The sequence below is a fragment of the Spirosoma liriopis genome (assembly GCF_023196085.1).
Lineage (GTDB): Bacteria > Bacteroidota > Bacteroidia > Cytophagales > Spirosomataceae > Spirosoma > Spirosoma oryzicola.
The window spans coordinates 1143069-1166781 of sequence record NZ_JALPRF010000001.1; the positions used below are offsets into that span (position 1 = coordinate 1143069).

The 23713-nt window shown below is 49.0% G+C and carries 20 protein-coding genes; 10 read left to right on the plus strand and 10 right to left on the minus strand.

Going from position 1 to position 23713, the window contains the following annotated elements:
* Positions 1 to 202: 202 nt before the first annotated feature.
* The 5 genes from M0L20_RS04785 to M0L20_RS04805 all read left to right on the plus strand — a co-directional run bounded on the left by M0L20_RS04785 (position 203) and on the right by M0L20_RS04805 (position 4994).
* Entirely contained in the window at positions 203 to 1132 is a 930-nt protein-coding gene (locus tag M0L20_RS04785; protein ID WP_248475935.1) for an EamA family transporter, read from the plus strand.
* Between the two features lie 187 nt (positions 1133 to 1319).
* On the plus strand, positions 1320 to 1844 hold the full coding sequence (gene idi / locus M0L20_RS04790) for an isopentenyl-diphosphate Delta-isomerase (RefSeq protein ID WP_248475936.1): 525 nt from the start codon (positions 1320 to 1322) through the stop codon (positions 1842 to 1844).
* A gap of 145 nt (positions 1845 to 1989) precedes the next feature.
* Positions 1990 to 2571 carry a YceI family protein gene (locus tag M0L20_RS04795; protein WP_232559720.1) on the plus strand — a complete coding sequence of 194 codons (582 nt, stop codon included), beginning with the start codon at positions 1990 to 1992 and terminating at the stop codon, positions 2569 to 2571.
* Between the two features lie 109 nt (positions 2572 to 2680).
* Positions 2681 to 3640: a sugar phosphate isomerase/epimerase family protein gene (locus M0L20_RS04800; protein ID WP_248475937.1), complete on the plus strand. Its 960-nt coding sequence runs from the start codon at positions 2681 to 2683 to the stop codon at positions 3638 to 3640.
* Positions 3641 to 3833: 193 nt separating this feature from the next.
* On the plus strand, positions 3834 to 4994 hold the full coding sequence (locus tag M0L20_RS04805; RefSeq protein WP_248475938.1) for an esterase: 1161 nt from the start codon (positions 3834 to 3836) through the stop codon (positions 4992 to 4994).
* Between the two features lie 16 nt (positions 4995 to 5010).
* On the opposite strand, the gene rodA is transcribed toward M0L20_RS04805, so the two are convergent.
* From rodA to M0L20_RS04820, 3 genes are all read right to left on the minus strand, one after another.
* Positions 5011 to 6291 carry a rod shape-determining protein RodA gene (gene rodA / locus M0L20_RS04810; protein ID WP_232559723.1) on the minus strand — a complete coding sequence of 427 codons (1281 nt, stop codon included), beginning with the start codon at positions 6289 to 6291 and terminating at the stop codon, positions 5011 to 5013.
* Positions 6292 to 6372: 81 nt separating this feature from the next.
* Positions 6373 to 8337, minus strand: a complete 1965-nt coding sequence (locus M0L20_RS04815) for a penicillin-binding transpeptidase domain-containing protein (RefSeq protein ID WP_248475939.1) — start codon at positions 8335 to 8337, stop codon at positions 6373 to 6375.
* Between the two features lie 133 nt (positions 8338 to 8470).
* The gene (locus M0L20_RS04820) at positions 8471 to 9493 is read right to left on the minus strand and encodes an SMP-30/gluconolactonase/LRE family protein (RefSeq protein ID WP_248475940.1); all 1023 of its coding nucleotides are present in this window, start codon (positions 9491 to 9493) and stop codon (positions 8471 to 8473) included.
* A 219-nt stretch (positions 9494 to 9712) separates the two neighbouring features.
* Here M0L20_RS04820 and M0L20_RS04825 point away from each other — a divergent pair, with 219 nt between their 5' ends.
* Positions 9713 to 11146, plus strand: coding sequence for a Gfo/Idh/MocA family protein (locus tag M0L20_RS04825; RefSeq protein WP_248475941.1), 1434 nt, complete (start codon positions 9713 to 9715; stop codon positions 11144 to 11146).
* 84 nt (positions 11147 to 11230) lie between these two features.
* Here M0L20_RS04825 and M0L20_RS04830 read toward each other — a convergent pair whose 3' ends face one another.
* Positions 11231 to 13732, minus strand: coding sequence for a TonB-dependent receptor plug domain-containing protein (locus tag M0L20_RS04830; protein ID WP_248475942.1), 2502 nt, complete (start codon positions 13730 to 13732; stop codon positions 11231 to 11233).
* 73 nt (positions 13733 to 13805) lie between these two features.
* Here M0L20_RS04830 and M0L20_RS04835 point away from each other — a divergent pair, with 73 nt between their 5' ends.
* The gene (locus M0L20_RS04835; protein WP_248475943.1) at positions 13806 to 14456 is read left to right on the plus strand and encodes an oxidoreductase; all 651 of its coding nucleotides are present in this window, start codon (positions 13806 to 13808) and stop codon (positions 14454 to 14456) included.
* A gap of 101 nt (positions 14457 to 14557) precedes the next feature.
* On the opposite strand, the gene M0L20_RS04840 is transcribed toward M0L20_RS04835, so the two are convergent.
* Entirely contained in the window at positions 14558 to 17008 is a 2451-nt protein-coding gene (locus M0L20_RS04840; RefSeq protein ID WP_248475944.1) for a glutaminase family protein, read from the minus strand.
* A 243-nt stretch (positions 17009 to 17251) separates the two neighbouring features.
* On the opposite strand from M0L20_RS04840, the gene M0L20_RS04845 reads away from it, so the two are divergent.
* Positions 17252 to 17791 (plus strand): GNAT family N-acetyltransferase, encoded by a 540-nt coding sequence (locus tag M0L20_RS04845; RefSeq protein ID WP_248475945.1) that lies wholly within the window; start codon positions 17252 to 17254, stop codon positions 17789 to 17791.
* A gap of 88 nt (positions 17792 to 17879) precedes the next feature.
* Here the strand turns inward: M0L20_RS04845 and atpH are convergent, their stop codons facing one another.
* From atpH to atpB, 4 genes are all read right to left on the minus strand, one after another.
* Entirely contained in the window at positions 17880 to 18419 is a 540-nt protein-coding gene (gene atpH / locus M0L20_RS04850) for an ATP synthase F1 subunit delta (RefSeq protein ID WP_248475946.1), read from the minus strand.
* Between the two features lie 55 nt (positions 18420 to 18474).
* Positions 18475 to 18969, minus strand: a complete 495-nt coding sequence (gene atpF, locus M0L20_RS04855) for a F0F1 ATP synthase subunit B (protein WP_232559732.1) — start codon at positions 18967 to 18969, stop codon at positions 18475 to 18477.
* Between the two features lie 206 nt (positions 18970 to 19175).
* Complete coding sequence (gene atpE / locus M0L20_RS04860) at positions 19176 to 19433, minus strand: ATP synthase F0 subunit C (protein WP_425276912.1); 258 nt, start codon at positions 19431 to 19433, stop codon at positions 19176 to 19178.
* Between the two features lie 80 nt (positions 19434 to 19513).
* Positions 19514 to 20569, minus strand: coding sequence for a F0F1 ATP synthase subunit A (atpB, locus tag M0L20_RS04865; protein WP_248475947.1), 1056 nt, complete (start codon positions 20567 to 20569; stop codon positions 19514 to 19516).
* A gap of 308 nt (positions 20570 to 20877) precedes the next feature.
* Here atpB and M0L20_RS04870 point away from each other — a divergent pair, with 308 nt between their 5' ends.
* Positions 20878 to 21075, plus strand: a complete 198-nt coding sequence (locus tag M0L20_RS04870; protein WP_232559734.1) for a hypothetical protein — start codon at positions 20878 to 20880, stop codon at positions 21073 to 21075.
* Here the strand turns inward: M0L20_RS04870 and M0L20_RS04875 are convergent.
* Complete coding sequence (locus M0L20_RS04875; protein ID WP_232559735.1) at positions 21061 to 21327, minus strand: AtpZ/AtpI family protein; 267 nt, start codon at positions 21325 to 21327, stop codon at positions 21061 to 21063. The two genes, M0L20_RS04870 and M0L20_RS04875, sit on opposite strands and share 15 nt — an antisense overlap.
* Before the next feature lie 118 nt (positions 21328 to 21445).
* Here M0L20_RS04875 and porW point away from each other — a divergent pair, with 118 nt between their 5' ends.
* Complete coding sequence (gene porW, locus M0L20_RS04880; RefSeq protein ID WP_248475948.1) at positions 21446 to 23701, plus strand: type IX secretion system periplasmic lipoprotein PorW/SprE; 2256 nt, start codon at positions 21446 to 21448, stop codon at positions 23699 to 23701.
* Positions 23702 to 23713: the final 12 nt, after the last annotated feature.

The following is a 23713-nucleotide window of genomic DNA, read 5'->3' on the forward strand; positions in this document are numbered from 1 at the left end:
CCCTGCTGGTCAATCCGTTTAAAGACGAACCCCTTAAATAACGGCTTGAACTGGAAGTTTCTGTAGTCGAATAGATTCGCCAAAAATCCGGGGTAATTATATAAGGACACCTCTACGGAAAGTCGTCCAGTTTATCGATTTCATAAAACGGCCCCTTTGTCAATGACCAACCCGGATGCGGATGCTTTATCTTTGAACTGGTATGACAACATTAACGCAATCGCGCACTTTACCGACAACCTGGACCGTCGTATTAGCGTTCGCAGCTATCTACCTGATTTGGGGATCAACGTATCTGGCGGCCCTGATCGGTCTGGAGAGTCTCCCGCCTTTTCTGATGGCGTCGCTCCGCTTTCTTTCGGCGGGTGGTTTGCTCTACAGCTGGTGTCTGTTTCGAAGAGAGCAGGCGGTCAGCCGGTTGGCATTCTCCCGCAATGCTATTGCCGGTGTATTGATGCTGGGCGGTGGTACGGGTTCTGTCATTTGGGCCGAACAGTATTTACCAACCGGGTTGGCGGCCATTCTGGTGACGACTTTACCGCTCTGGTTTGTGGTACTAGACCGTCCACAGTGGGCATCATACCGCACAGCAAAACTGCGACTCGTTGGGCTGCTGCTTGGCTTTAGTGGCATTTTACTGTTGTTTAGTGAAGATCCAGCTACTCTTGTCGCACCCGCAAAAGCAGCGATGTACTGGCCAAGTATAGCGGTCATACTGGTAGGTACCATATCCTGGGCCGTAGGATCGCTGTATTCGCGGTACCGCAAAGCACCCGGTTCAACAATTTTAAACGCAGCCGTCCAATTACTGGCCGCCGGTTTGTTTTGCCTTTTCGTGAGCGCAGGATTAGGCGAATGGACAGGCTTTACCATCACTCAGGTAACCGTTCGCTCGTGGTTAGCGTTGACATATGCCGTTATCTTTGGCTCGGTTGTCGCTTATTTGTCCTACTTGTGGCTTCTTCAGGTGCGTCCGCCAGCGGTAGTCGGCACCTACGCCTACGTCAACCCCGTGGTAGCCATCCTGTTGGGCTGGGCATTAGCTAATGAAACCATAACGAGTCGGCAACTCACATCGCTTGCTATCATTCTGGTAGGAGTACTACTCGTAAACCGATCGTCGTCGCGCTAACCCGGATTGCTTTTCAGAACAACCATCGCCGATTGATCCGGCAACTAAGAGTTTATTAACGGTCTGTCGGAAGGCTACCCGCTATGCAGATATTAAGTCAAATTTCACTTTACGGTAAGACACACAAACTACAATGCTTACTTGACCGTTGATAAAACGAAACTCTATCGCTCCATTATACTCATTTATGACAAACACCCCCGCTTCGCCCACAGTCCTGCTTGTTAACGAACAGGACAATGTACTTGGAACCGCCGAAAAGTTGTCGGTCCATGAATCGGGCGATCTTCACCGCGCTTTCTCTGTGCTTGTTTTTAACGAACAGGGGGACTATTTACTTCAGCAACGCGCTTTTGAGAAGTATCACTCCGGCGGTTTATGGTCGAATTCCTGCTGTGGTCACCCCAGCCAGCCAGATAACACTGCGGCTCAGGCAAACCAGCGGCTATACGAAGAAATGGGTTTCCGGACCGATTTGCAGCCTTTGTTCAGCTTTCAGTACCACGCCCAGCTACCCAATGGCCTGACTGAACATGAACTGGATCACGTCTTTACGGGTCAGTACGAAGGGCCAGTTCCGTTTAATCCAGACGAAGTATGTGCGGTTCGCTGGATCGCTCCTGACGCACTCGCCCGCGAAATGGAAATGGCTCCAGAAACGTTTTCGGTATGGTTTCGAATGCTTTTCGAGAGGCTACAGAAATCTGCCTAGTATTTTTCTGAATTTAACAACGAATTGAGGTTACTTTTAAGCAAGTAGTTTTGCTTATCAGACAATTACTTCTTTTCTTAACCGTTCAATTTGCGAGTATGCGTTCCCATCCTAGTAAAATTGAGTTCGTTAAATTCATTAAATCATGAAAACACTTACCGTATTTGCTGCTTGCCTGCTTGCCTCGGGCGTTTCGTTGGCTCAGACCTGGACGGTCGACAAAGCCCATTCGCGCGTTGGCTTCACCGTTACCCACAACCTGCTGGCCGAAGTCGATGGCAATTTCAAAACATTTGATGCCAAAGTTACGTCCGCAAAGCCTGACCTTTCGGACGCAGTCCTGGAGCTGACCGCCGATGTGAACAGCATTAATACCGACAACGAACGTCGGGACAATCACCTGAAAAGCCCTGATTTCTTCGATGCGGCCAAATACCCGACGCTGACCTTCAAGAGCACCTCGTTCAAGAAAGTAGATGGCAAAAAATACGCGGCTACGGGCAACCTGACGATGCACGGAGTCACTAAGCCGGTTACCCTCGACGTTACGATGGTCGGCCCCGTGAAAATGAAAGGTCAGGGTGGTAAAGAGCAGGAAAAAGTAGGTTTTAAAATTGGCGGTAGCCTGAAGCGTACTGATTTCGGTGTTGGCACGATCCCATCCGTTGTTGTTAGCGACGAAGTTGAGATAAAAGCCAGTGGCGAATTTGCCAAGCAGGAAGGTTAGAAACCCATTATTTCCCCAATTATTTTTCGCCCGATGATTAGTTTCATCGGGCTTTTTCTTTCTGTATAATAGCCCATTGCAGCAGCACTCATTATACCCGTTTAGCTCCATGAGAAACCGTAGAGATTTTTTGAAACAGGCCAGCCTGTTGACCTTGGGAGGCCTAGCCCTGCCTCAGCTTACGAAAGCGGAACAGCTTATTCATCCGACTCTCTCCCGCCCCATTGGTATCCAGCTGTTCACCCTGTTCAAGCAGATGAATGACGACCCGAAAAGCACACTGGAAAAAGTGGCGGCTACAGGCTATAAAGAAGTCGAATCTGCTTTCAGCATGCGCGGAAAATACTACGGCTATTCGGTCAAAGAATTTAAAGCACTGGTTGAGGGTATGGGCATGAAATGGCGGGCTCACCACGCGGGTGGAGCACCGTTTCGTCCGCGCCCCATTCCACCGGCCAGTACGACCGCTGCGGGTGGAGGAGCGCCACCCGCTCGCAATCCATTTGGCAATGGGCCAATGCCAACCATGCTGAACCTGCGGGACAACTACCAGCAATTGGTTGACGATGCCGCCGAAGGGGAACTGAGCTATCTGGTCTGCGCCAGTACGCCCGTCGCAACGCTGGATGAAATCAACAAGTCAATCGAGGTGTTTCAAAAAACGGGCGAAGCAGCCAAGAAAGCAGGTATTGGCTTCGCCTACCACAACCACGCTACCGAGTTCGATCCCGTTGAGGGCGGGAAGACACCGTACGAACTAATTCTTTCTCAGACGGATAAAGATCTCGTCAAGATGGAACTTGATCTGGCCTGGGCAACCAAAGCGGGTAAAGATCCCGTGGCGTTGTTTAAAGGGCAACCGGGTCGTTTTCCGCTTTGGCACATCAAGGACATCAAGTCGGATCTAAAAACGATCACGGAAGTCGGGAATGGTGTGGTTGATTTCAAACGCATTTTTGCCGCAGCTGGTATTGCCGGACTTAAATACATTTTCGTTGAACAGGATATGGCACCCGGTATCGAGAACATTCAGATCAGCTATCAAAATTTAACGAAGGTGCTGGCCTGATTGGTGGAATACGCCGAAAGACGTTAGCCTTTAGATAGCCCTCACGGACCCGTTTTCGAATGAGTTCGTGAGGGTTTTGCTGTTAACAGAGTTTGGTTTTGGTTTCCGATGATACTTTTTGAGTAAAGCGTTCTTTATTTCATCTTTCTGTTATGAAGTTTCTGTCTGACGCCTACTTTCTCCCTGTACCTGTATGAACCTCCCTTTTCAACTACGCGTACCTGCCTGCGGACTGCTAACGCTGGCGTTGAGTTTGCCGGTAATGGCTCAAATGCCGCAACGGCAGCCGACTCCGAACGATACGCTTCAATCACCCCGCGTACTCAACGACAAACGTATTGCCTTGAGCATCTATGCACCTAAGGCAAGCGAGGTAACAGTATCCGGCGATTTTCTGTCGCCAGCGAAACCGCTTAGCCTTGCTAAAAATGAGCAGGGCGTCTGGTCCGTTCTCGTTGGGCCGCTCAAACCGGATTATTACACCTACACCCTAACGGTTGATGGCGTTCGGACGATAGATCCCAAAAATCCGGTTATCAAACAAGGTATCAGTAGTCTCGAAAATGTAATGACCGTACCCGGTGATGCCACCGCATTCGAAGACAATCAGTCTGTGCCGCATGGTGAAGTCCGTGAAGTATGGTACCCGTCGAAATCGCTGGGAATGATGCGTCGGATGCACGTCTACACACCACCTGGTTACGAAAAAGGCGCGACAAAATATCCCGTTTTCTACCTACTGCATGGCGGAGGTGACGACGACTCCGGCTGGAATTCCATCGGGCGTGCGGGTTTTATTCTCGATAATTTGCTGGCTTCCGGCAAAGCTAAACCTATGATCGTGGTGATGCCTAATGGCAGTATGCCCATGAACAACAAGACAGGTGGTGACCTGGCTCAGTCCATGTCAGCCATGCGGGCTTTGTTCGCCGATGAACTATTGAAAGAGGTGATGCCTCAGGTTGAGAAAACCTACCGCACGCTGAACAACCGCGAAAATCGGGCTATAGCAGGGCTGTCGATGGGCGGTTTTCAAACGCTGGATGTCACGCTGAGCCACCCGGAACTGTTTGATTACGTTGGCGTATTCAGCTCAGGGTTTTTCGGTGCAACGATCGATGAAGCCGAAACCAAATACGCCAAGGCATTGCAGGACCCGGCATTTAACAAAGGCAAAAAGCTATTCTGGGTCGAAATTGGCAAAGACGATTTTGTGATGGATGCCAACAAGAAAACGCTGGCTCTCCTCGACAAACACAACATCAAATACCAGTACAAAGAAACGGATGGCGGTCACACCTGGATCAACTGGCGGCAGTATCTGCACGAGTACGCTCCGCTGTTGTTTCGTTAGACAAACCTCGTCAGAATCAACGTCGTGTCAATGCCGTCCGGCGAGAATCGAGCTTGAGGAAGATAAACAGCAGAATAGAGAACGACCACAGCGATGAGCCTCCATAGCTAAAAAACGGAAGCGGGATTCCGATCACAGGCATTAAACCAATGGTCATTCCAATATTGACCAGGACGTGAAAAAAGATGATTCCAGCCACGCAGTAGCCATAAACGCGGGCAAATTTGCTGCGCTGCTTCTCGGCCAGAATCACGATGCGCGACAACAAGCCAACAAACAAGGCAATAACGACGGCGCTGCCAATAAAGCCATGTTCTTCGCCAATGGTACAGAAAATAAAATCAGTACTTTGTTCGGGTACAAAGTCAAATTTTGTCTGCGTACCCTCTAAAAACCCTTTGCCCTGAAGTCGTCCCGAACCAATGGCAATCTTGGCCTGCGTCACGTTCCAGCCAACACCCAATGGGTCAATGGTTGGATCGACCAATACTTTAATGCGGTTTCGCTGGTGTTTTTGCAAAACGTTATTCACAAAAAAATCCACGCCCGTCACGAACACCATCATAACAGCGCCGACAATTCCCATTGAAATGAAGTTGCTTATGGTCCGGTTATAACGCGGCATCAGCGCAATAATAAGCAGCAGCAGCACTACGATTCCGGCAAAAATGTACAGTTTAGGAAAGATGAGCGCCAGTACAAACAAAGCCACAGCCGTAATACCCATCGCTGGAATCCAGCCGGGTAGTCCTTCGCGGTAAAGCATGATCGCGAAGGAAGCGAAGACCAGTGTAGAACCCGTTTCGTTGGAAGCCAGAATCAAAATACAGGGCAGCACGATAATGCCAGCGATGTACATCAGGTCTTTCCGTTTGGTCAGACTAACCCCCGGATTGTCCAGGTATTTCGCCAGTGCTAGCCCTGTAGCCATCTTGGCAAATTCGGCGGGCTGGATCTGAAATGCGCCAAACTTAATCCAGGAGTGTGACCCTTTGATGTTGGCTCCTGCCACCAATACCAGCAGTAGCATCAGAATCATAAACGCGTAAAACAAGTACGCGAACGAATCAAAGAACTTATGGTTGACAACCATGATACAGATAATCAGAATGACCGTGGTACAGATCCACATCATCTGCTTACCGGCATTGGTCGTCATATCGAAAAGACTGGTGTGATCCTCAGGACTGTAAACGGCAGCGTACACATTGAGCCATCCCATAGTGACGCAGCCTAGGTACAGCACTAAGGTTAGCCAGTCGATGTCCTGAGTAAATAGATCGTTATTACGAGACACTTTTGGGTATTGTTTATCTATTGACTTTATAAAGAAGAAGCAGCTAACGCTATTCTATAAACTCGAAAAGCGAACGTTTATTTAATAGCCACTCACCGTCGCTGTGGCCGTTGTTGACCTTGGCTTTGTAAAGGTCATGAATGGTTTAGACGGTACTGGCTTGGGTTCCTTCTGTACAGTATCCTTTTTCGAAGGGGCCGGTTTTTTCGGCGTTAGCAGAAAGTTGGCGGGTGGCAAATAATTGGAGGCCAGCACCTGCGCTTCGAGTTTTTTTGCTTCGGTTATCCGTTTCAGATATCGTTCAGCAACCAAAGCCGCTACGGATGCTGCTGCCTTACCACCCCATCCGGCATTTTCGACAAAAACAGCCACCGCAATTTTAGGGTCATTCATGGGGGCGAACCCGATAAAAATCGAGTGATCGAACTTGTGGCCGAACTTCGCGTTCTGCGACGTGCCCGTTTTTCCGCAAAGATCAATCCCGGCAATATTCGCCAGCGGAGTCACGGTACCATTGGCAACCGCTCCGCGCATTCCGTCAATAACGGGCAGGTAATATTTGTAGTCAATACCGGTTTCATGGCGTTCGTGGTATTCACTGGGTACACCAGCCCCCGCCTTTTCGAAACCTTTAATGTAATGCGGGGTAATGTACCAACCCCGGTTGGCAATTGTTGCCGCCAGGTTGACCAGTTTGAGCGGGCTGATCAATAACTCACCTTCACCAATACTCAGCGAGTAAACGTTCGAGAACTTCCACCGCAACGCACCCCGGTACGCCTTGTCATAGTACTCAGGCGTGGGTAGATTTCCTTTGCGTTCGCTTGGTAGATCAACGCCTAGCCGAGAGCCGATACCAAACTTTTCGACCATATCGTGCCACTGCTGCAAGCCTATTGCCGACGCTTTGAATACGTTGCTTTCGCCGTTGAAATACAAAAACTTCCGGAAGACGTAGTAGAAGTAAGGATTACAGGAGTTTTGCACGGCTCCGCGCAAGTTGTTACCACCCCGGCAGTGACACCGCATCGGCGATCCAGCATGACCGTAAACCGTATTTGGAAAAAGCGATCCCTGTTGCTGAGCAACCAGCGCCTGAATAAGCTTAAACGTCGATCCCGGTCGGTAGCTGGACATGATAGGCCGATTGATCAGCGGCTTGTACGGATTCTTGACTAAGGCGCGGTAATTCTTTGAAAAATAACGGCTCGACAAGAGATTCGGGTCGTAAGTCGGCGCTGAAACCGAAACCAGAATTTCCCCTGTCGATGGCTCTACGGCTAACACCGCTCCCACTTTATTTTGCATCAGGCTGTCGGCGTACCCCTGTACCTCTACATCGATGCCCGTAATGAGGTTCTGCCCGGCAACGGCGAGCGTGTCGAAAGCCCCGTTCTTCCAGGACCCTTTGTTCACCCCACGCACGTTCTGCATCATAAATTTGACGCCCCGTTTGCCCCGCAATTGCTCTTCGTACTGTTCTTCCAAACCGTTGTTACCGATATAATCGCCCTGCCGGTAATACGGAATATCCTGTTCTTCGAGTTTCTTTTTGCTGATTTCGCTGACGTATCCCAACGCGTTAGCCATCGTATGCGCAGGGTAAGTTCGCATAGAGCTAATCACAGGTTCAAAACCACGGTAATCCACCAACGCGTCCTGAATCCGGGCAAAATCTTCCTTGGACAGCTGACGCAAGAACAGCGATGGTTTAACCGGGGAGTAAATCTTCGCCAGCCCCATAATACTGTCAAAGTCAGAACGAGTAATGTCCATCATTCGGCAAAACGCTACCGTATCCGGAATACGCACCTGCTTGGGCGTTACGTACAGATCGTAAACAGGAGTATTGTAAACGATCAGTTTGTTGTTGCGGTCATAAATCTGCCCGCGATAGGGTATTTCGATGACTCGCTTAATCGAATTCTTCGACGCTCCCAGCGAGTAGGTATCGTCAAGGACCTGCAAATAAAACAATCGGGCCAGATACGTCAGTGCGACAAGACAGAAAACGCCGATAATGACATACTTACGATTCTCCAACATGAGAATATATACTTACTTCAAGCTACGTACTCTATACAAAGTTAGTGCTTTAATCACGAACTATGCATGATAAACGTTGAAGTAAACTAAGTCATTTTAGCATCCTTTATCATTCCTATTTCATCCATAAATCTTACCATCCTTTGGCGGACGTTTTTACTCGGCAGAGGTACATATCCGCTGTTATATAGAGCGTTGAACCATCGTCGCCCCAGGCACAGTTGGCCGTGGCCCCACCAATTTTGATATGCCCCAGAAACTCACCCGCAGGAGAAAGAACCAATACGCCACCCGGCCCGGTAGTCCAGATATTTCCGTCGCGATCCACTTTCATTCCGTCGAAACCGCCCGACAACCCTTGCTTTTTTAACCCGTCAGCACCAAACACAACCCGCCCCTTACCAACGGAGCCATCGGCTTGCAGGGGGTAAGCCATAATAACGGGCCGTTCTGGATCTGACTGAGCTACATATAGCGTTTTTTCATCCGGCGACAACGCAATACCGTTGGGCCGGGTCAGATCGCTAACGACCATCGACACCGCTCCCTGCTGACCAATCCGGTACACACCAAACTCGTTTATTTCGCGACTGGGATCGTTTTCTTTTTTAGGCATTCCGTACGGCGGATCGGTGAAATAATAACTCCCGTTCGAATGCGCGACAACATCATTAGGGCTGTTGAAGCGTTTACCGTTAAAATTGTCAGCCAGGGTACGCTTCCCGCCGACTCCATCCAGTGGCATGGCCGTTACGCGCCGGTCACCGTGTTCACAGGCGATGAGCCGCCCGTTCGCATCAACGGTTAGTCCATTGGAACCAGGTTCATCGCCGTAAACGCCTAAACCTGTATAGCCCGATGGTTTTAGAAAGGGTGTGACCCCTTCTTTTTCGGTCCATTTATAAATCGTATTCTGCGGTACATCGGAAAATAACAAAAAATTACCACCGGCAGCCTTTCCATTTCTTACCCAGACGGGTCCTTCCGTCCACATAAAGCCGCTGGCCAGTACTTCAATCCGGGCATCTTTTGGTAGTAGTTTATCAAGTCGAGGGTCGAGCCGTACAATCTGCCCGATAGTCGGGTAAGGAGTCGGCTGCGCCAGGCTCTGACCAAGCGCCGTTGCTATCAAATAAGTCAGTATGAATGATTTCATTGAATAATCGGGTTTTGTAGGAATAAGAGCAAGATTACGAAAGTGACGGAGTATAGCCACGTGAACAAGGTGTTTTTGGCGAGTTTTTTAATTATTAAATTATTTAAAAAATTAATCGAGACTTCGTTTATTTTTACAGACGATTCATTCAACAGGATTGATGCTGGTTGTCAGCGTAATCTTCGTTTTACCCTTCATAAATCCTCAATCTATTTTAGCATGAAAAACGACAAACGGGCGGTTTCATCGGAGACAAATGGGCAAAGTTCCCGCCGATCTTTTCTGAAGACCCTCGGTATTGCCGGTACAGCCGCTGCCGCTTCTCCCGTTGCCTTGGCGAAGCCCAACGCGACTCCTATCCCTCAATACCTCGACCTGATAAAAAGCCACTCCAGCACAGCGGCTAATGACAAAATCCGAATTGCCCTCGTTGGTACGGGCGGCATGGGCATTGGCGATACGCAAACGGCGCTGATGGTCGATGGTATCGAAATGGTTGCAGCCTGCGATCTGTACGATGGTCGTCTTCGTCGGGCCCGCGAACTTTGGGGTGAACAGTTACCCGTTACCAAGGACTACCGGGAAATACTAGAGCGTAAAGACGTTGACGCTATCATCAACGGTACCACCGACCACTGGCACGAAAAAATATCGACCGACGCCATGCGCAAAGGCAAGCACGTGTATTGCGAAAAGCCAATGGTGCAAAAATTCGAAGATGGGCATACGCTCATTAAAGTGGCCAAAGAAACCGGTAAAGTGTTTCAGGTCGGCAGCCAGTTCGCCAGTTCACTGCTGATTGCCAAAGCCCGTGAACTGATGAAAGCGGGTGACATTGGTGAACTAGTTTTTGCCGAAGCCATCTACGACCGACACAGCGCAATGGGTGCCTGGCAATATTCTATCCCCCCCGATGCGTCGCCCCAGACCGTTGACTGGGATACGTACCTTGGTAGCGCGCCCAAACGCCCCTGGGACCCGCTCCGTTTTTTCCGGTGGCGGAATTACCAAGACTATGGCACCGGCATTGCGGGTGATCTGTACGTCCACCTGCTAACCTCGCTACATTGCATCACGGGCTCGAAAGGACCAACCCGCGTGTATTCGAGCGGAGGTACGCGCTATTGGAAAGATGGTCGCGATGTGCCGGACATTCAGTTAAGTATCTACGATTATCCGAAAACGGCGGAACATCCCGAGTTTAACCTTACGACTCGCTCAAATTTCGTTGATGGCGGGGGTGGTAATTACCTGGTTCGGATTGTCGGCACGGAAGGAGACCTGTCGCTTGGTTTTGACAGCCTGACAGTTCACCGCAATAAATTCCCGAAAGCGCCGGGTATGTCTATCGATAACTTCCCGAAAGATCAGAAAGAGTTGTTCGTTAAGGAATACGCGAAAATGTATCCTTCCCGTCCGGAATTGGAAGGTCCGAAAGAATTTAAGTATTCATTCCCCAAAGATTACAAGGGAGACCGTTACGAGCACTTTGCGAATTTCTTCAACTCGATTCGGACAGGAGCACCGAACGTCGAAGATGCTACCTTCGGTCTGCGTGCCTGTGGTCCGACACAGTGCGGCAACATGAGCTTTGCGCAAAAGAAAGCGATTAGCTGGGACCCGATCAATATGAAGATTCTGGGCGCTGTGTAAAGTTTATCAATTACGCTGAACGCTGAAAAAGCCGTATGCCATATCTCCAAGATATGGCATACGGCTTTTTCAGCGTTCAGATAGTTAGTCTACCTGGATTCTATGTTGCGCCATGCCCGGCATACCACTTATCGTTGCCCCTTCGGCTCGTAACCGAAGATTCGTTTTGGCATCGGAGGTAAAGAAAGATACGGTTGCCTTGCCTTCCGCGTTCGTTTGGATGAGCGGAGACCAGAATAGCGTAGTTCGATAATCGGGTCGGGCAGCATTCAGCTTTTCCTGTTCCGTTTTCTTACTTTGGTCGTCGTAACGCGGTGAGTAGAACGCACGAACGGGCGCGTATCCGGGTAGTTTAGCAACCAACGTTCCGGGCGCAGCTTCCTTCGCCAGATCGTAGTTTGGCGACCCCCGCTTGGTTAAAATGGAAATGACTCCGCCCCCTCCCCGTGACCCATAAATACTGGCCGACGCTCCTTTCAGAACATCCACCTGGTCAACGTCATTGACGGGAATATTGATGGCGGTTTGCATGTCTACCGGCATGCCGTCCAGCACAAAGAGCGGTTCAACCGCCCCACCGAAATTAGCCGCTCCCCGTATTTGAACCCGCGCGCTCAGGCCAGAGCCCATTACCTGTACACCCGCAATACGCCCCTGAATCACGTCGAGGATCGTTATTCGACCAGCGGTATTCATCGGATCAAACTTAACACTTGCATCCGGCGTACCGTAAATGACCCGTGAGTCTCGCTCTTTGAACTTTTTGGCTTTCACGGTCACCGACTGAAGCAATACCTCCCGGTTTCGCCGGATTTGCTCTTCAATCTCCTGATACTCCCGAGTGCGTTTGATAAATTCACCCAATTCGTCGCGTCTGAACTCAAATGGATTGTAAGGTACGCGCGTGATGGTAACCGTCGGGGTCAATAGTTGATCAAGCGATATTGCCAAATCGCGATTAGCTTTTCCTTTTACACCCTGGATTAGTACCGTAGTGGTATCGGTAAAATCGAGATCGTAAGCACCGAAATATCCTGACTCATCCGTATCACCCGTCAGAAAATCGCGCGTGCTATCGCGTCGGGATAGTACAAAGGTCAATTTCACTTTACCGCCAATATCTTTCTGATTCGGACGAACCACGCGTCCCGTTAATGACAAGCCCTGCTCAATCGGGTATTTGACCGGAGGAATAGTACCGGCCAGCACGTCGGCCCAGACGAAACGTCGCCAGCCCTGAGTCATCAGCAGCAGATCCAACTGCCGCCAGCGATCTTCGTTTTTTGGATTGAAATAGTAACTGGGTTGCTCAATCGTTCCTGTCAAATCCGACGAAAGCAACAGATGCGATACAATGCTGGCGCTATTTGAGTCGATCTCCGGAGCCAACCGAGCGTCAACGGCTGCCAGCGATAGGTTTGCCGCAACCGGCTTGCCATCGCTGCCTGTGGTAGAAATACTCAGCTCTACCTTTTCACGATTTTTGTACGATGTTTTGTTTGGCGATAGCGTAATATTGATCTGCTCATTTTTGTTGACGAATATTAGCCGCTCACAGATTGGTTTACTGGTTTCATCAAATAATGTCAGTTGGGCGATTCCCTGCGGAAATTCGGCCTTGGGTAACTGCACCAACGCACCTCTTTTGGCTAAGGGCACTTTAGCGACCTGCACAACCTGACCACGCGTCTGCGCAAAAAGTGTCATCGTAGCAGGAGGATCCGTTATAGCTTTGTTGTGCCGCAGATAAACCCGGATATTGTCTTTGTTACTTATGTTATCGACCTGCATCACGACACCCTCCTTTTGTACGTCAGGCAATGGATATGCGGTAAACTGCCCGCTACCAAGACGTTTAACAAAGGCCGTATACGTCTGACCAGCTTCGGGATTCAGCGTAAAAAAGCCTACACCAAGCTGCGTACTGGCCAGTCCCGTGATCGTGTCTTTACGAGTATTGAGGACAAATCCTTCTACGGGTAAGCCACGGCCCGATGCCTCTAGTGCCTTGAACGCCACCCGGCTTTCCAGCCCCTCGACCAGTTGGCCCCCTTCGGGCAAAAACTGTACGTCGAGTCGGTCGGGAGAAGCCGATTTGCTGGCTGTCGAAGCGGTTGAGCCATCGGCTTTTAGAATGGTCAGCGTTTTTCTGAAGTAATACGTTTCCGGAAAGTTGCGCATGTAGTTCGTATACGCTTGCACCATGTACGTTCCCGAAGCCAGCGAATCCGGCAGTAAGAGCTGACCGGGCGCGTAACTGCTGCTAGACCGGAGTTGCAGGCGCTGCCGAACACGGCGAGCGGTAGGGTCAATCAGGTCTACATAAAGTACTTTACTGATGGTGTCGGCAGTGTGCGTATTTCCGTTAAACACATAGCCTTTCATCCAGATCGTCTCTCCGGTCAGATACGTGTCCCGGTCGGTGTGCAGATAGACCTTTTCAACGGGTCGTTGCAGATTGTAAGCCTGAAACTTGGCCAGTACTTCGTTGACAAAATCATCGTTATTAGCAAAACGAAAGGCCGCTAGTGCGACAATAGCGACTAGCGCAAGAATACTACTTGTTCGATAAAAGGTGTGGTGCATAGAATAGATTTCAGCAGTAAGTATCTACATCTGCTTAAAGCGCGACTAATTTAGCAAAAATATCCTCTTTGACATGATAGCACCTACTCCCAAAACAGCCATAGTACTTGGTGCCACCGGGCTTATCGGCAATTTGCTTACCCACCGTTTGATCGATTCCCCTTTCTATGAAAAAGTAAAAGTCCTGGTTCGGAAGTCACTCGGCTGGCAGCACCCCCGATTGCAGGAGGTCGTCTTCGATTTTGACCACCCGAACGGACTCCTTACGCAAGCCGACGATATTTTTTGCTGTCTCGGTACAACGATGAAAAAAGCGGGCTCAAAAGACGCTTTTCGTAAAGTAGACTACCAGTATTCATTGGACGTTGCCCAATCAGGTCTGGCAAATGGCGCTCAACAGTTGGCCATTGTTACGTCAATGGGAGCTGATACTAACTCAACGTTTTTTTACAATCGCGTCAAGGGAGAGGTTGAACGGGACCTTACCGCATTGAATTACCCAACGCTATTGATTTTTCGGCCTTCGCTTCTGCTCGGCAATCGAAGCGAAACGCGCTTTGGCGAACGGCTGGCGGAAGGAGCTATGCGGTTATTCAACCCACTTATTCCGGCAAAATACAAGGGAGTCGAAGCGGCTAAAGTAGCCAATGCCATGCTAACCAATACGCAAGAGGGATTAGTCGGTAAACACGTGTTTGAGTCTGACCAATTGCAGCGCTATTAATGGTTGCGCTAGTAAGCAGCTTATGGTTTACTTTCTCACCGATGTAAGTCAATAAGGGTTCTCCCTGATTCGCCTGCATCGGTGAGAAAAGCCGTTGCCTTTTATTTTAATTTCTGTTCCAGCATCTTGATGTAGTAACCGCCGACAACTGATCGCGCCCGAAAACCAACGTGCTTGCCATCGGTAGTCTCGTGCCAGTCGCTCAGCGGAATCCGGTCGGGGCTTTCGTTCGCAAAACGCAGCACAGGCGCAATTAACGCGTTAAAATCAGCCGGACGATCCGCCAAAGTTGCCGTCCAGATAATCCAGTCCGATTTTGTGTATGTCTTGCGGCTATCGAGTGGTAAACCAAAAGGCTGCTGTTTGGTCAGGTAGTACGCAATCTCTTTCTGCGCTACTTCTTTTGGGAAAATCTCCAGTTTGAGCAGCTTATCCCAAACCAGATTGTACTTCTGACTCCAGGTTCCTTTGTTTTCGAACGTCAACGTGTATTGATCACCGTCGTCGGCAAGTTTCATCCACTTTCGGGCCAGATCACGAGCGATGTCGATGTATTCCTTTTCCCGAAGCTTGTCGCCTAGCCGCCCCGCTAAATAGCCGTAACTGGCAATGCCCATAATTGCCTTTACCGACAGGTTTGCGTTGCGGGCAATGTGTCCGGCAAAGTCATCGGTACACAGCTGATTAGCCGGATCAAACCCTTCTTTGATTAGGTAATCGGTCCAGGTTGTTAGCGTTGCCCAGTGCTGCTTGGCATAGTTCGCATTTCCTTCAACCGCAGCGATAGCCGCCGTTAGAATCAGCATGTTACCACACTCCTCAACGGGCATATCTTCACCGTAGGTTTGGCCGTTGGCCAGCGGATACGTTCCCACGTCGTGAGCCGCAAAAGGCTTGTTCCATTTTCCGCTCTCCGAATACTGAAAGATGGGTTCCATCATTCCTTTCAGCAACAGCGGATTGTACAGCAAAAAGAGCGGAGCCGATGGGTACGTTACATCCACAGTGCCGATTGAGCCATTCGAGAAATTCTCTTTCGAGAAAAAGAACGCTTCACCGTTAGAACCAGCTACCAGCTTATGCGCTGCAATTGCCTGCCGATAACCCAGCACACACAATTCGGCATACGTCGTTCCACCCGCTTTGAGCGCGTCGGTATAAAGTTGCTTATCGAATGTGTCGCATTGAATTTTTACTTTGGCATAGTCTGCATCGGCATCCTCCAGCGCCCGTTCCATAGACATGTTTCCGTAGCGACGCCACCACGCATTGAGTGGTTGCCCGAAGTATTCAACGGATTTAATATCATCGTAGCCGACAAGTAAGTGCCGTTCGACTGCCTTGTTGCCGATTGTGCCGAGCTCCATGCTTGTTGCCAACACGGGCAGGCTATCGCTTACCAGACGAGGCATTCGTTCGTGCAAATCCGTCACCCGTCCTTCGCGTTCAAACTGATTTAAAGCACTCGCTAACGACCCAATCCGCCGACTCGTACCTGGCTCAATGGGCGACGCGATGTACAAGTGTCCCCAGTCGATACGAACATCATCACCTTTTCGACCCAGCACTTTCTGCTCGGCGGTACCAACCCGCATGTAATCGAGCCGCCCCGCGCGACCACGTCGCCAGGTCACTAGCTGATCCGGCGAGTTAACAGCCAATTCAGCTGAGGCATCCGAATACAATTGTACATCATGGGTTTTGCCGTCGGTAGACCGTACGCGGTAGCTGACATACTGCACGGGTCTCGACAATACATCCAGATTAGTCATCAGCAACGGAGCCATAAATGTAACCGTCAGTTCGACACCCGCAGCCACAAACGTGTATTCCGACTGCGTCGCTGTCATCCGGCGACCCGTCTGCGTTGCTGGTTTGTAATTTAGTACCCGTTCTTCCACTAGGCCAAGATCGACGAAACCCGGTCCTGACATGTTCTGGCTGTGAAACGCAATGACGTTCTGTCCCTTACGTAACACGTCAGAGGCTTTTCGATTCGTAGGGGTCAGCCGGTAATTCGCCGAAACACCGCTTACTTTTGTCATCCGCTCACCATTGATAAATAGCTCGTAATTGTCGTTCTGAATCGCATCGACCAGGAGCGGGCCGTCGGGCACACGATCCAACGTAACAATACGCCGAACATAAATATCCGGTGTTGACCACGGAGTATGGTCACCGTTTCGACTACCAAACGTACCTTCGCCGACATTCCATTGGCTATCGTCGAAGTCGAGCGTAGTCCAGCTATCGGAAGCGGGTTTATTGGTTAGGTAACGGGCCTGATAAGTTTGCCGTTGCGCCGAGGGAACAATGGTCTCACCCGTGAACGACGGATTTCCCATGAATCGAAACGTTCGTCCGTCAACCCGGATCAGTCCGTTTAGTTGTTGAGGTTGCCCTGTCCAGTGGCGGGTAGCATCCCCATTAAGCTGATCACCGAACGACCATATACTCGTATACGGGTCAATGGTTAATAATGGAGTTGCGGGAGGATTAAGCGCAGCTTTATGCGCGCTCTTGGGCTGAGTGAACCCAGTCAAAGCATTCATAAGCAAAATTAAAGTTACGGTTAAGCACTTACTACTACGAGTAAATCTAATGATATTGCATCTATATAACATATTTTTTAACTATTTTAATTTATTCATTCGTAAATAATTTTACGGACAGAATTAAAGATGAATGATGTTACAGCGAGTAATTCCCTGCTTTGCCAGCTATCAATCAGGCTATTGAATCGACAAATGCCTGGATCAGAACTCCGTTGATTTATCAGGCTGCGCAAACCTTTCGTGGCTGAGAAATTGCTGTTTGACGAACTGCGTGTAGATTTGGCAAGTACTAATTCGCCAACAATACCCAAAACAGCCGTGCTTCTTAATCCTACTCCATCAACCAGCCTTATTATTCGATCGGCGACCCAGCACGACTCTACTACGGTCTACCAGTTTTTGTGTGAATTAGAGACAGAAACACTTAATTGGCCCCAATTTCAGATGGTATTCGATCTGAACTTACAAAACCCGCTGATTCACTATTTGATCGCCGAAGCGGCTGGCGAACGCGTGGGTTTTGTGAGTTGTCACATTCAATACTTACTTCACCATACCGGTAAAGTCGGAGAAATTCAGGAGTTATTTGTTCGAGAAGATTACCGCAACCAGCGAATTGGTCATCAACTCATAGCGGCTTTATATGATATCGCTATTCGCGAAAAATTTGTCAATCTGGAAGTGACAACGAATCAAAAACGCCTGGATACAATCCGCTTTTACGAACGCGAGTCATTCAAGCGTACGCACCTGAAGTTGGTCAAAGCCGTTCATTCTTGATCGAGAACCAACAAAAAAGCCGCTTTCCACGATGGAAAGCGGCTTTTTAAGAAAATATATTGAACCGACTGTAACGCGGTTTAATGAGCTAGTTCAGAAACTGCAAGCGGAGTTCGTTCAATTGATTCCGGATCGAGCCATCAATTTGCTGATCACCGACGCGTAGAATATAGCCACCGATCAGTTTTGGATCGATTCTTTCTTCTAATTCAACCAGTTTACCACCCGTAGTTTTTAGGACCATTGCTTTGAATTGCTCCCGCAAAGCGTCCGTAAGTGGAACGGTTGTGATAATGCTTGCCCGCTCTACTCCTTTCAAACGGTCATACTGGCGGATGAATTCTTCTGCAATCGCGTCCATGATTGGCTCGCGGTTCTTCTTTGTGATGATTTGCAGAAACGACATCGTTACTGGGTTGAGCCGTTCTTCAAAAGCCGCTTTTAACACAGCTGTTTTTTTCTCCGACCGAACGATGGGGTTTTTCAGCATCAACAGAAGGGGCCGACTTTGATCAACCGTCTGCTTGAAGAGCTGCATATCTTTGTATAACGTTTCCGTTATGCCTTGCTCCTGAGCTAGATCCAGAAGTGATTTTGCATAGCGGGCGGCTACAGTAGCGACTGCCATAGATATAATCGTAAGTGGTAAACTACAGACCTAACTCTGATAGCTCATCACTCATTTAGTTTAGTCTTGAATTTGATACCAGATCGCTAACCAGTTTTTCCTGCGCAGCTTTATCGTTAAGCTCTTTACGAAGCACTTTCTCGGCAATATCAATCGAAAGCGTAACAACCTCTTTTTTCATTTGGGTTATCAACGCCTGACGTTCGTTTTGCATTGCTTCACGCGCTTGCTCGAGAATCCGTTGACCTTCAGAAGCTGCTTTATCGCGCGACTCAGCGAGCATTTTATCAGCCGTTTCCTTAGCACCACGCAGAATAGCCTCGCGCTCAGCACGAGCCTCAACGAGCAGCTTTTCGTTGTTCGCTTTAAGGGCGGTCATTTCCTGACGGGTTTTTTCAGCCAAGTCAAGTGCGCTTTGGATATTGTTTTCGCGCTCATACAGGCTTTCCGTGATGGGTTTCCAGGCAAAGGCGCGAAGAATCAGGAACAGGAGAACGAAAACGACTACCTGCCAGAAAAGTAAACCAAGATCGGGAGTGAGCAAATCCATGGATCTATATATTGGGATTGTTTATTTCAGTTCGTTAAAATCGTTATGCAGAATGTCAGTTTATGTTCATTCCCGACAACGTCTATCAATCTTTTGTTAGGAACCGTTCGCTTATCGGCAACCCCAAACAAGCGAACGGTTTCCAGAAAAAGGCGAGTAGTGAAGCCAGCGCCTAATGCGACCAGCCTACTCAATTCAGATGCTGCTTAAGCCGTAGCGACCAGCAGACAAATAACGGCTGCGAACAGAGCCACGGCTTCAATCAGAGCCGCGATGATCAGCATGGCAGTTTGGATACGACCCGCTGCTTCTGGCTGACGAGCAATACCTTCCATGGCGCTACCACCAATCCGGCCAATACCCATACCTGCACCAATAGCAACTAAACCAGAACCAAGAGCGGCTCCCATTACGGCGATGTTACCCGTAGCTTCTAACAGCAGAGCAAACAACATTGCGAACATAAACGTCAAACGGATTTATTAGTAAAACAAAAGATTGCAACTCAAAAAGACCACCCGATTGATTCGGATGATATACTCAATTAACCTAACTCAGAAGTTGTTTCATGGCCGATACCATGATCAGCTTCATGATGCTCTTCAACGGCACTACCGATGTACATAGCCGTCAACAGCGTGAAAATAAACGCTTGCAGGAAGGCAACCAGTAGCTCGATCAGGTTTAGAAACAGTGCAAAGAAAAGAACGACAGGACTGATCGCCAGACTCGTACTTGCACCGGCCAGATGGTTGGCCATAAAAATCAACCCCAGCAAGCTCAAAATGATGATGTGACCCGCTGTAATGTTGGCAAATAACCGGATCATCAGGGAGATTGGCTTCATAAATACGCCGACAATCTCAACCGGAATCATAACAGGTAGCAACGCAACAGGTACACCCGTTGGTTTGAGGATGTGAAGCCAGTAATGCTTGTTACCACTGAATGTTACGATCAGAAACGTAATTACTGACAGTACCAGCGTCACAGCAATGTTGCCAGTCAGGTTAGCAGAACCCGGCAAAAGACCTAACAGGTTGTTTATCAGAATAAAGAAAAACAGCGTCAGCAGGTAGGGAAGATACTTGTGGTAGTGGGGCCCGATGCTCGACTTGGCAATCTCGTCGCGAACGAACAGAATAATCGGCTCAAAGAATGACTGGATTCCTTTGGGTGCTTTCCCCTGATTTTTTCCGTAACCCCGGCTAACGGCTGGAAAGATCAGCAACATGATCGTAGCACTTAACAAAAGCGATGCTACATTCTTCGTAATAGAAAAGTCATAGACTTTGGCTTCGTGATCTACTTTGCCAGCTTCGTCAACACGGTGGATTTTACCATGTTCCTGCTTATAGCCATTGTGAACGTTTCCATTAGCCAGTTTTGACGACGAAAAGACCTCTACTCCCCGATCCTGCGAATAAAGAATAACAGGCAAATGAAGCGTAACACCGTGGGCAAACTCCCAGCCATGTTCGTCTTTGATGTGGTGCATAATCATTTCGCCCACATTGAAGCCTTCTTTCTTGCCGTGCTCTCCCGGCACTTCACCCTCGTGGCCTTCCTCCTGAGCGTGTACAAAAGCTAACGAGCTCATAACAAGAGCTATAGCCAATAAAAATCTATTAATCAACGAACTCATTGTAGGATGTGACAGATCGTTTTTACGAATCGCGTCGCAAGTTACGAGTAAGGGCCCAAATCTCAAAGCATGTGTAAAATATATATAGTACAAGAAAGTCAAAAATGAACGTACGGCGTTGTTCGATGTGTCGATATAGGAAAAACCCGACAAAAGCAAGACCAAGCAATAAACGGGCAACTGTTGCAGCTAAGTACAGCGGAACAAATCGTTCGCGATTACCTTGTAAACCAGCATCCACCATGCGATGTGTAAGAAAAGACATGGCTAAAAAGAAAAGTAGTAAAATTTTCCAACTGGGATGTAGCCAAGATGCCGCCGAAAATTTTTCGGCTACGAAAAATACAATTGCTAAAAGGATTGTGAGTATTACAGAGCGAAGCATAAAGCACAGTGCAAAAAAGCAGGCAGCAGGGAGCTACCAGCAAGCGATTGCCGCCAATAAATTATTTTCTGGTTAGTTGACGAATAAATAAGTACAGCGATGCCCCGATAGCCGTTAGCGACAGAACAACGGTCCAGATCGGTCGCCTGTTACCCTGCCATTCATCCAGTTTCAAGCCGACCCAGACCCCTAAACCGATCGTGCCAAGCATTTGAAACGCAATACCACTATACTGGACAAAAGAGGTTGTTTTTTCAGAAGCGCTCTTTAGCGGACCATCGGGCGTTGACGGGCGGTTTTCTGGCGATTGTTCAGGGTCCTTTTCCACAGAATTCAGGAGTTCTATACGATATAAAAAGCAAAATTCGTTAATTTGGGCTAACGTTCATACGGCCACCCCAGATAGAAACGTTTTGAGATACGAGTCACTACGTATTATTTCCCGAATGTCCCGCTATTTCCGTAACCGCCCGCTCCTAGTATTGTTAACGGTCCTTGCGCTGCTGACCGGTGGGCTGGTTTCGTGTTCGCAGTACAGCACAAAGCCAATCAGTAAGGGTTACCATAATCTGACGGCCCATTTTAACGCGTACGTAATTGCCCGCGACGAAATAAAGGAAGCCGAATTAATCCTGTTCAAGACCCGGCAGGAAAATTACAGCCAGCTCTTACCGATTCTGTTGCCCGTAGATTCGATGCTGTCGATGCCCGTAAAACCTCAGCTCGACGACGCCATCAAAAAAGCATCGCTTATTCCAGAACGCCATCAGAACAGCAAATGGCTCGATAATGCGTATATTCTCATTGGCCGGGCACGCCTGCTCAAGCAGGATTTACCGAATGCTATTGACGTCTTTAAGTACGTAAATACCAAAGGTACCAGTGAAGACGATAAGCACGAGGCTTTGGTTGGCCTAATGCGTGCTTACACCGAAGCCAGTGACTATGCCAATGCGCTAAATGTAGCAGAGTACCTACGGACGCAGCCTCTCAACAAAGCCAATACCCGCGACTTTTACATTACGAAAGCGTACATACACGAGCGGAAAGGTGAATACGCCGTTGCTGCGGGTATTTTGGATGCAACTTTTCCGGCGTTGAAAAAAGGCGAATCCACGGCTCGTTTACACCTGATCGCGGGTCAATTGTATGACCTGACTGGCCAGCCAGCGAAGGCGATAGCTCACTACGAAAAGGTTCAGAAATCGCAGCCCACGTACGATTTGTCTTTCTACGCAAACCTGTATGCGATTCAAAGCAACGGCCTGACCGGCGACCAGAAACGACTGGCTCAGTCAACCGAGACGTTCGAGAGTATGCTCAACGACCGGAAAAATGCGGATCTGAAAGATAAGATTTATTTCACGATGGGCCTGCTGGAAGCCCGTAACGGTCGGATTGACAAGGCCATCAGTTTTTATAGGCAGTCCATCCAGGCAGCGGGGGCCAACACAACGCAGATTCCTTACACTTATCAGGAAATTGGTAAGCTTTATTTCGAAAAGAAAGCGGACTATTCAAAAGCGAAAGTATACTACGACAGCGCTCTGGCTTTGATGCCGCAGCAGTCGCCGGACTATGCCGCTCTGATGAATCGGAAGAAGACGCTGGATGAATTTGTACAATATCAGACTACAATTCGTACGGAGGACAGTTTGCTCAATCTCGCTCAGATGAATCCTACGGCGCTGGATAAATTGCTGGATAACGTTATCACGCAAAAAGAAAAGGAGGATCAGGCGCAGGCTGCGCTTGCCCAGCAAATCGTAGAACGCGCTTCCAACGGCAATTTCAACGCTGTTCCGGGAGCAACCAACTCCAACCTTCAACCCAACGAGCGCTGGGTTTTATACAACCCGGTAGCGTTAAGTCAGGGCAGACAAGAGTTTTCGGTACGTTGGGGCAACCGGCCTATCGAAGACAACTGGCGACGCAGTAATAAAGAAGCATCGGAAGCCATTGCAGGGGTCAATAGCCCGCTCAATGGTGGAACCTCCGCTAATGATGTAAGTCCCAACGCCCCCCTGCAACAACAGGATGCTGCTAACGCAACGGCTTCGGTAAATGCCACAACAACGGGGCGCAAGGCACAGAAAGACGCTTTTTACGCCAAGATTCCGTTTACAAAAGAAGCGCAGGCACAGGCCAATCAGCGCGTCGAAAACGCGTTGTATAAACTCGGCAAGCTGTATAAGTTTCAGTTGAACCAACCAGCTGATGCGATTCCGACATTTGAACAATTACTGACCCGTTATCCCAATACACTACAAAAACCAGAGGTGTATTACCTACTTCATTTGTCGAATGAGCAGCTGGGTAAAACATCTTCCTGGAAGGATAAACTACTGGCTGAGTACCCAAACACATCGTATGCACGGTTGGCGGGCAAAACGGTTGCCCAATCGGGTGATAGCGAAGCCAAAGCGCTGGTAACTTACAATCAAATCTACGAACTGTATCAAGCCAACAACGTAACGGAAGCACTGGCACGTGCGGATAATTCGCTAAGTTCGTTTGCGGGAACGCAGTTGGAAGACAAACTGGCGCTTTTACGTGTTATCCTCGTCGGAAGAGTACAGGGCGTAGATGCTTATCGTCAATCCATCAATGAGTTTATTCGCGATTACCCGGCCAGCCCATTGCTCCCACGCGTGAAAGCAATGCAGGATGCCGCTAATCGAATTACGGCGAACAGAAAATAAGTTTTTTGTTGG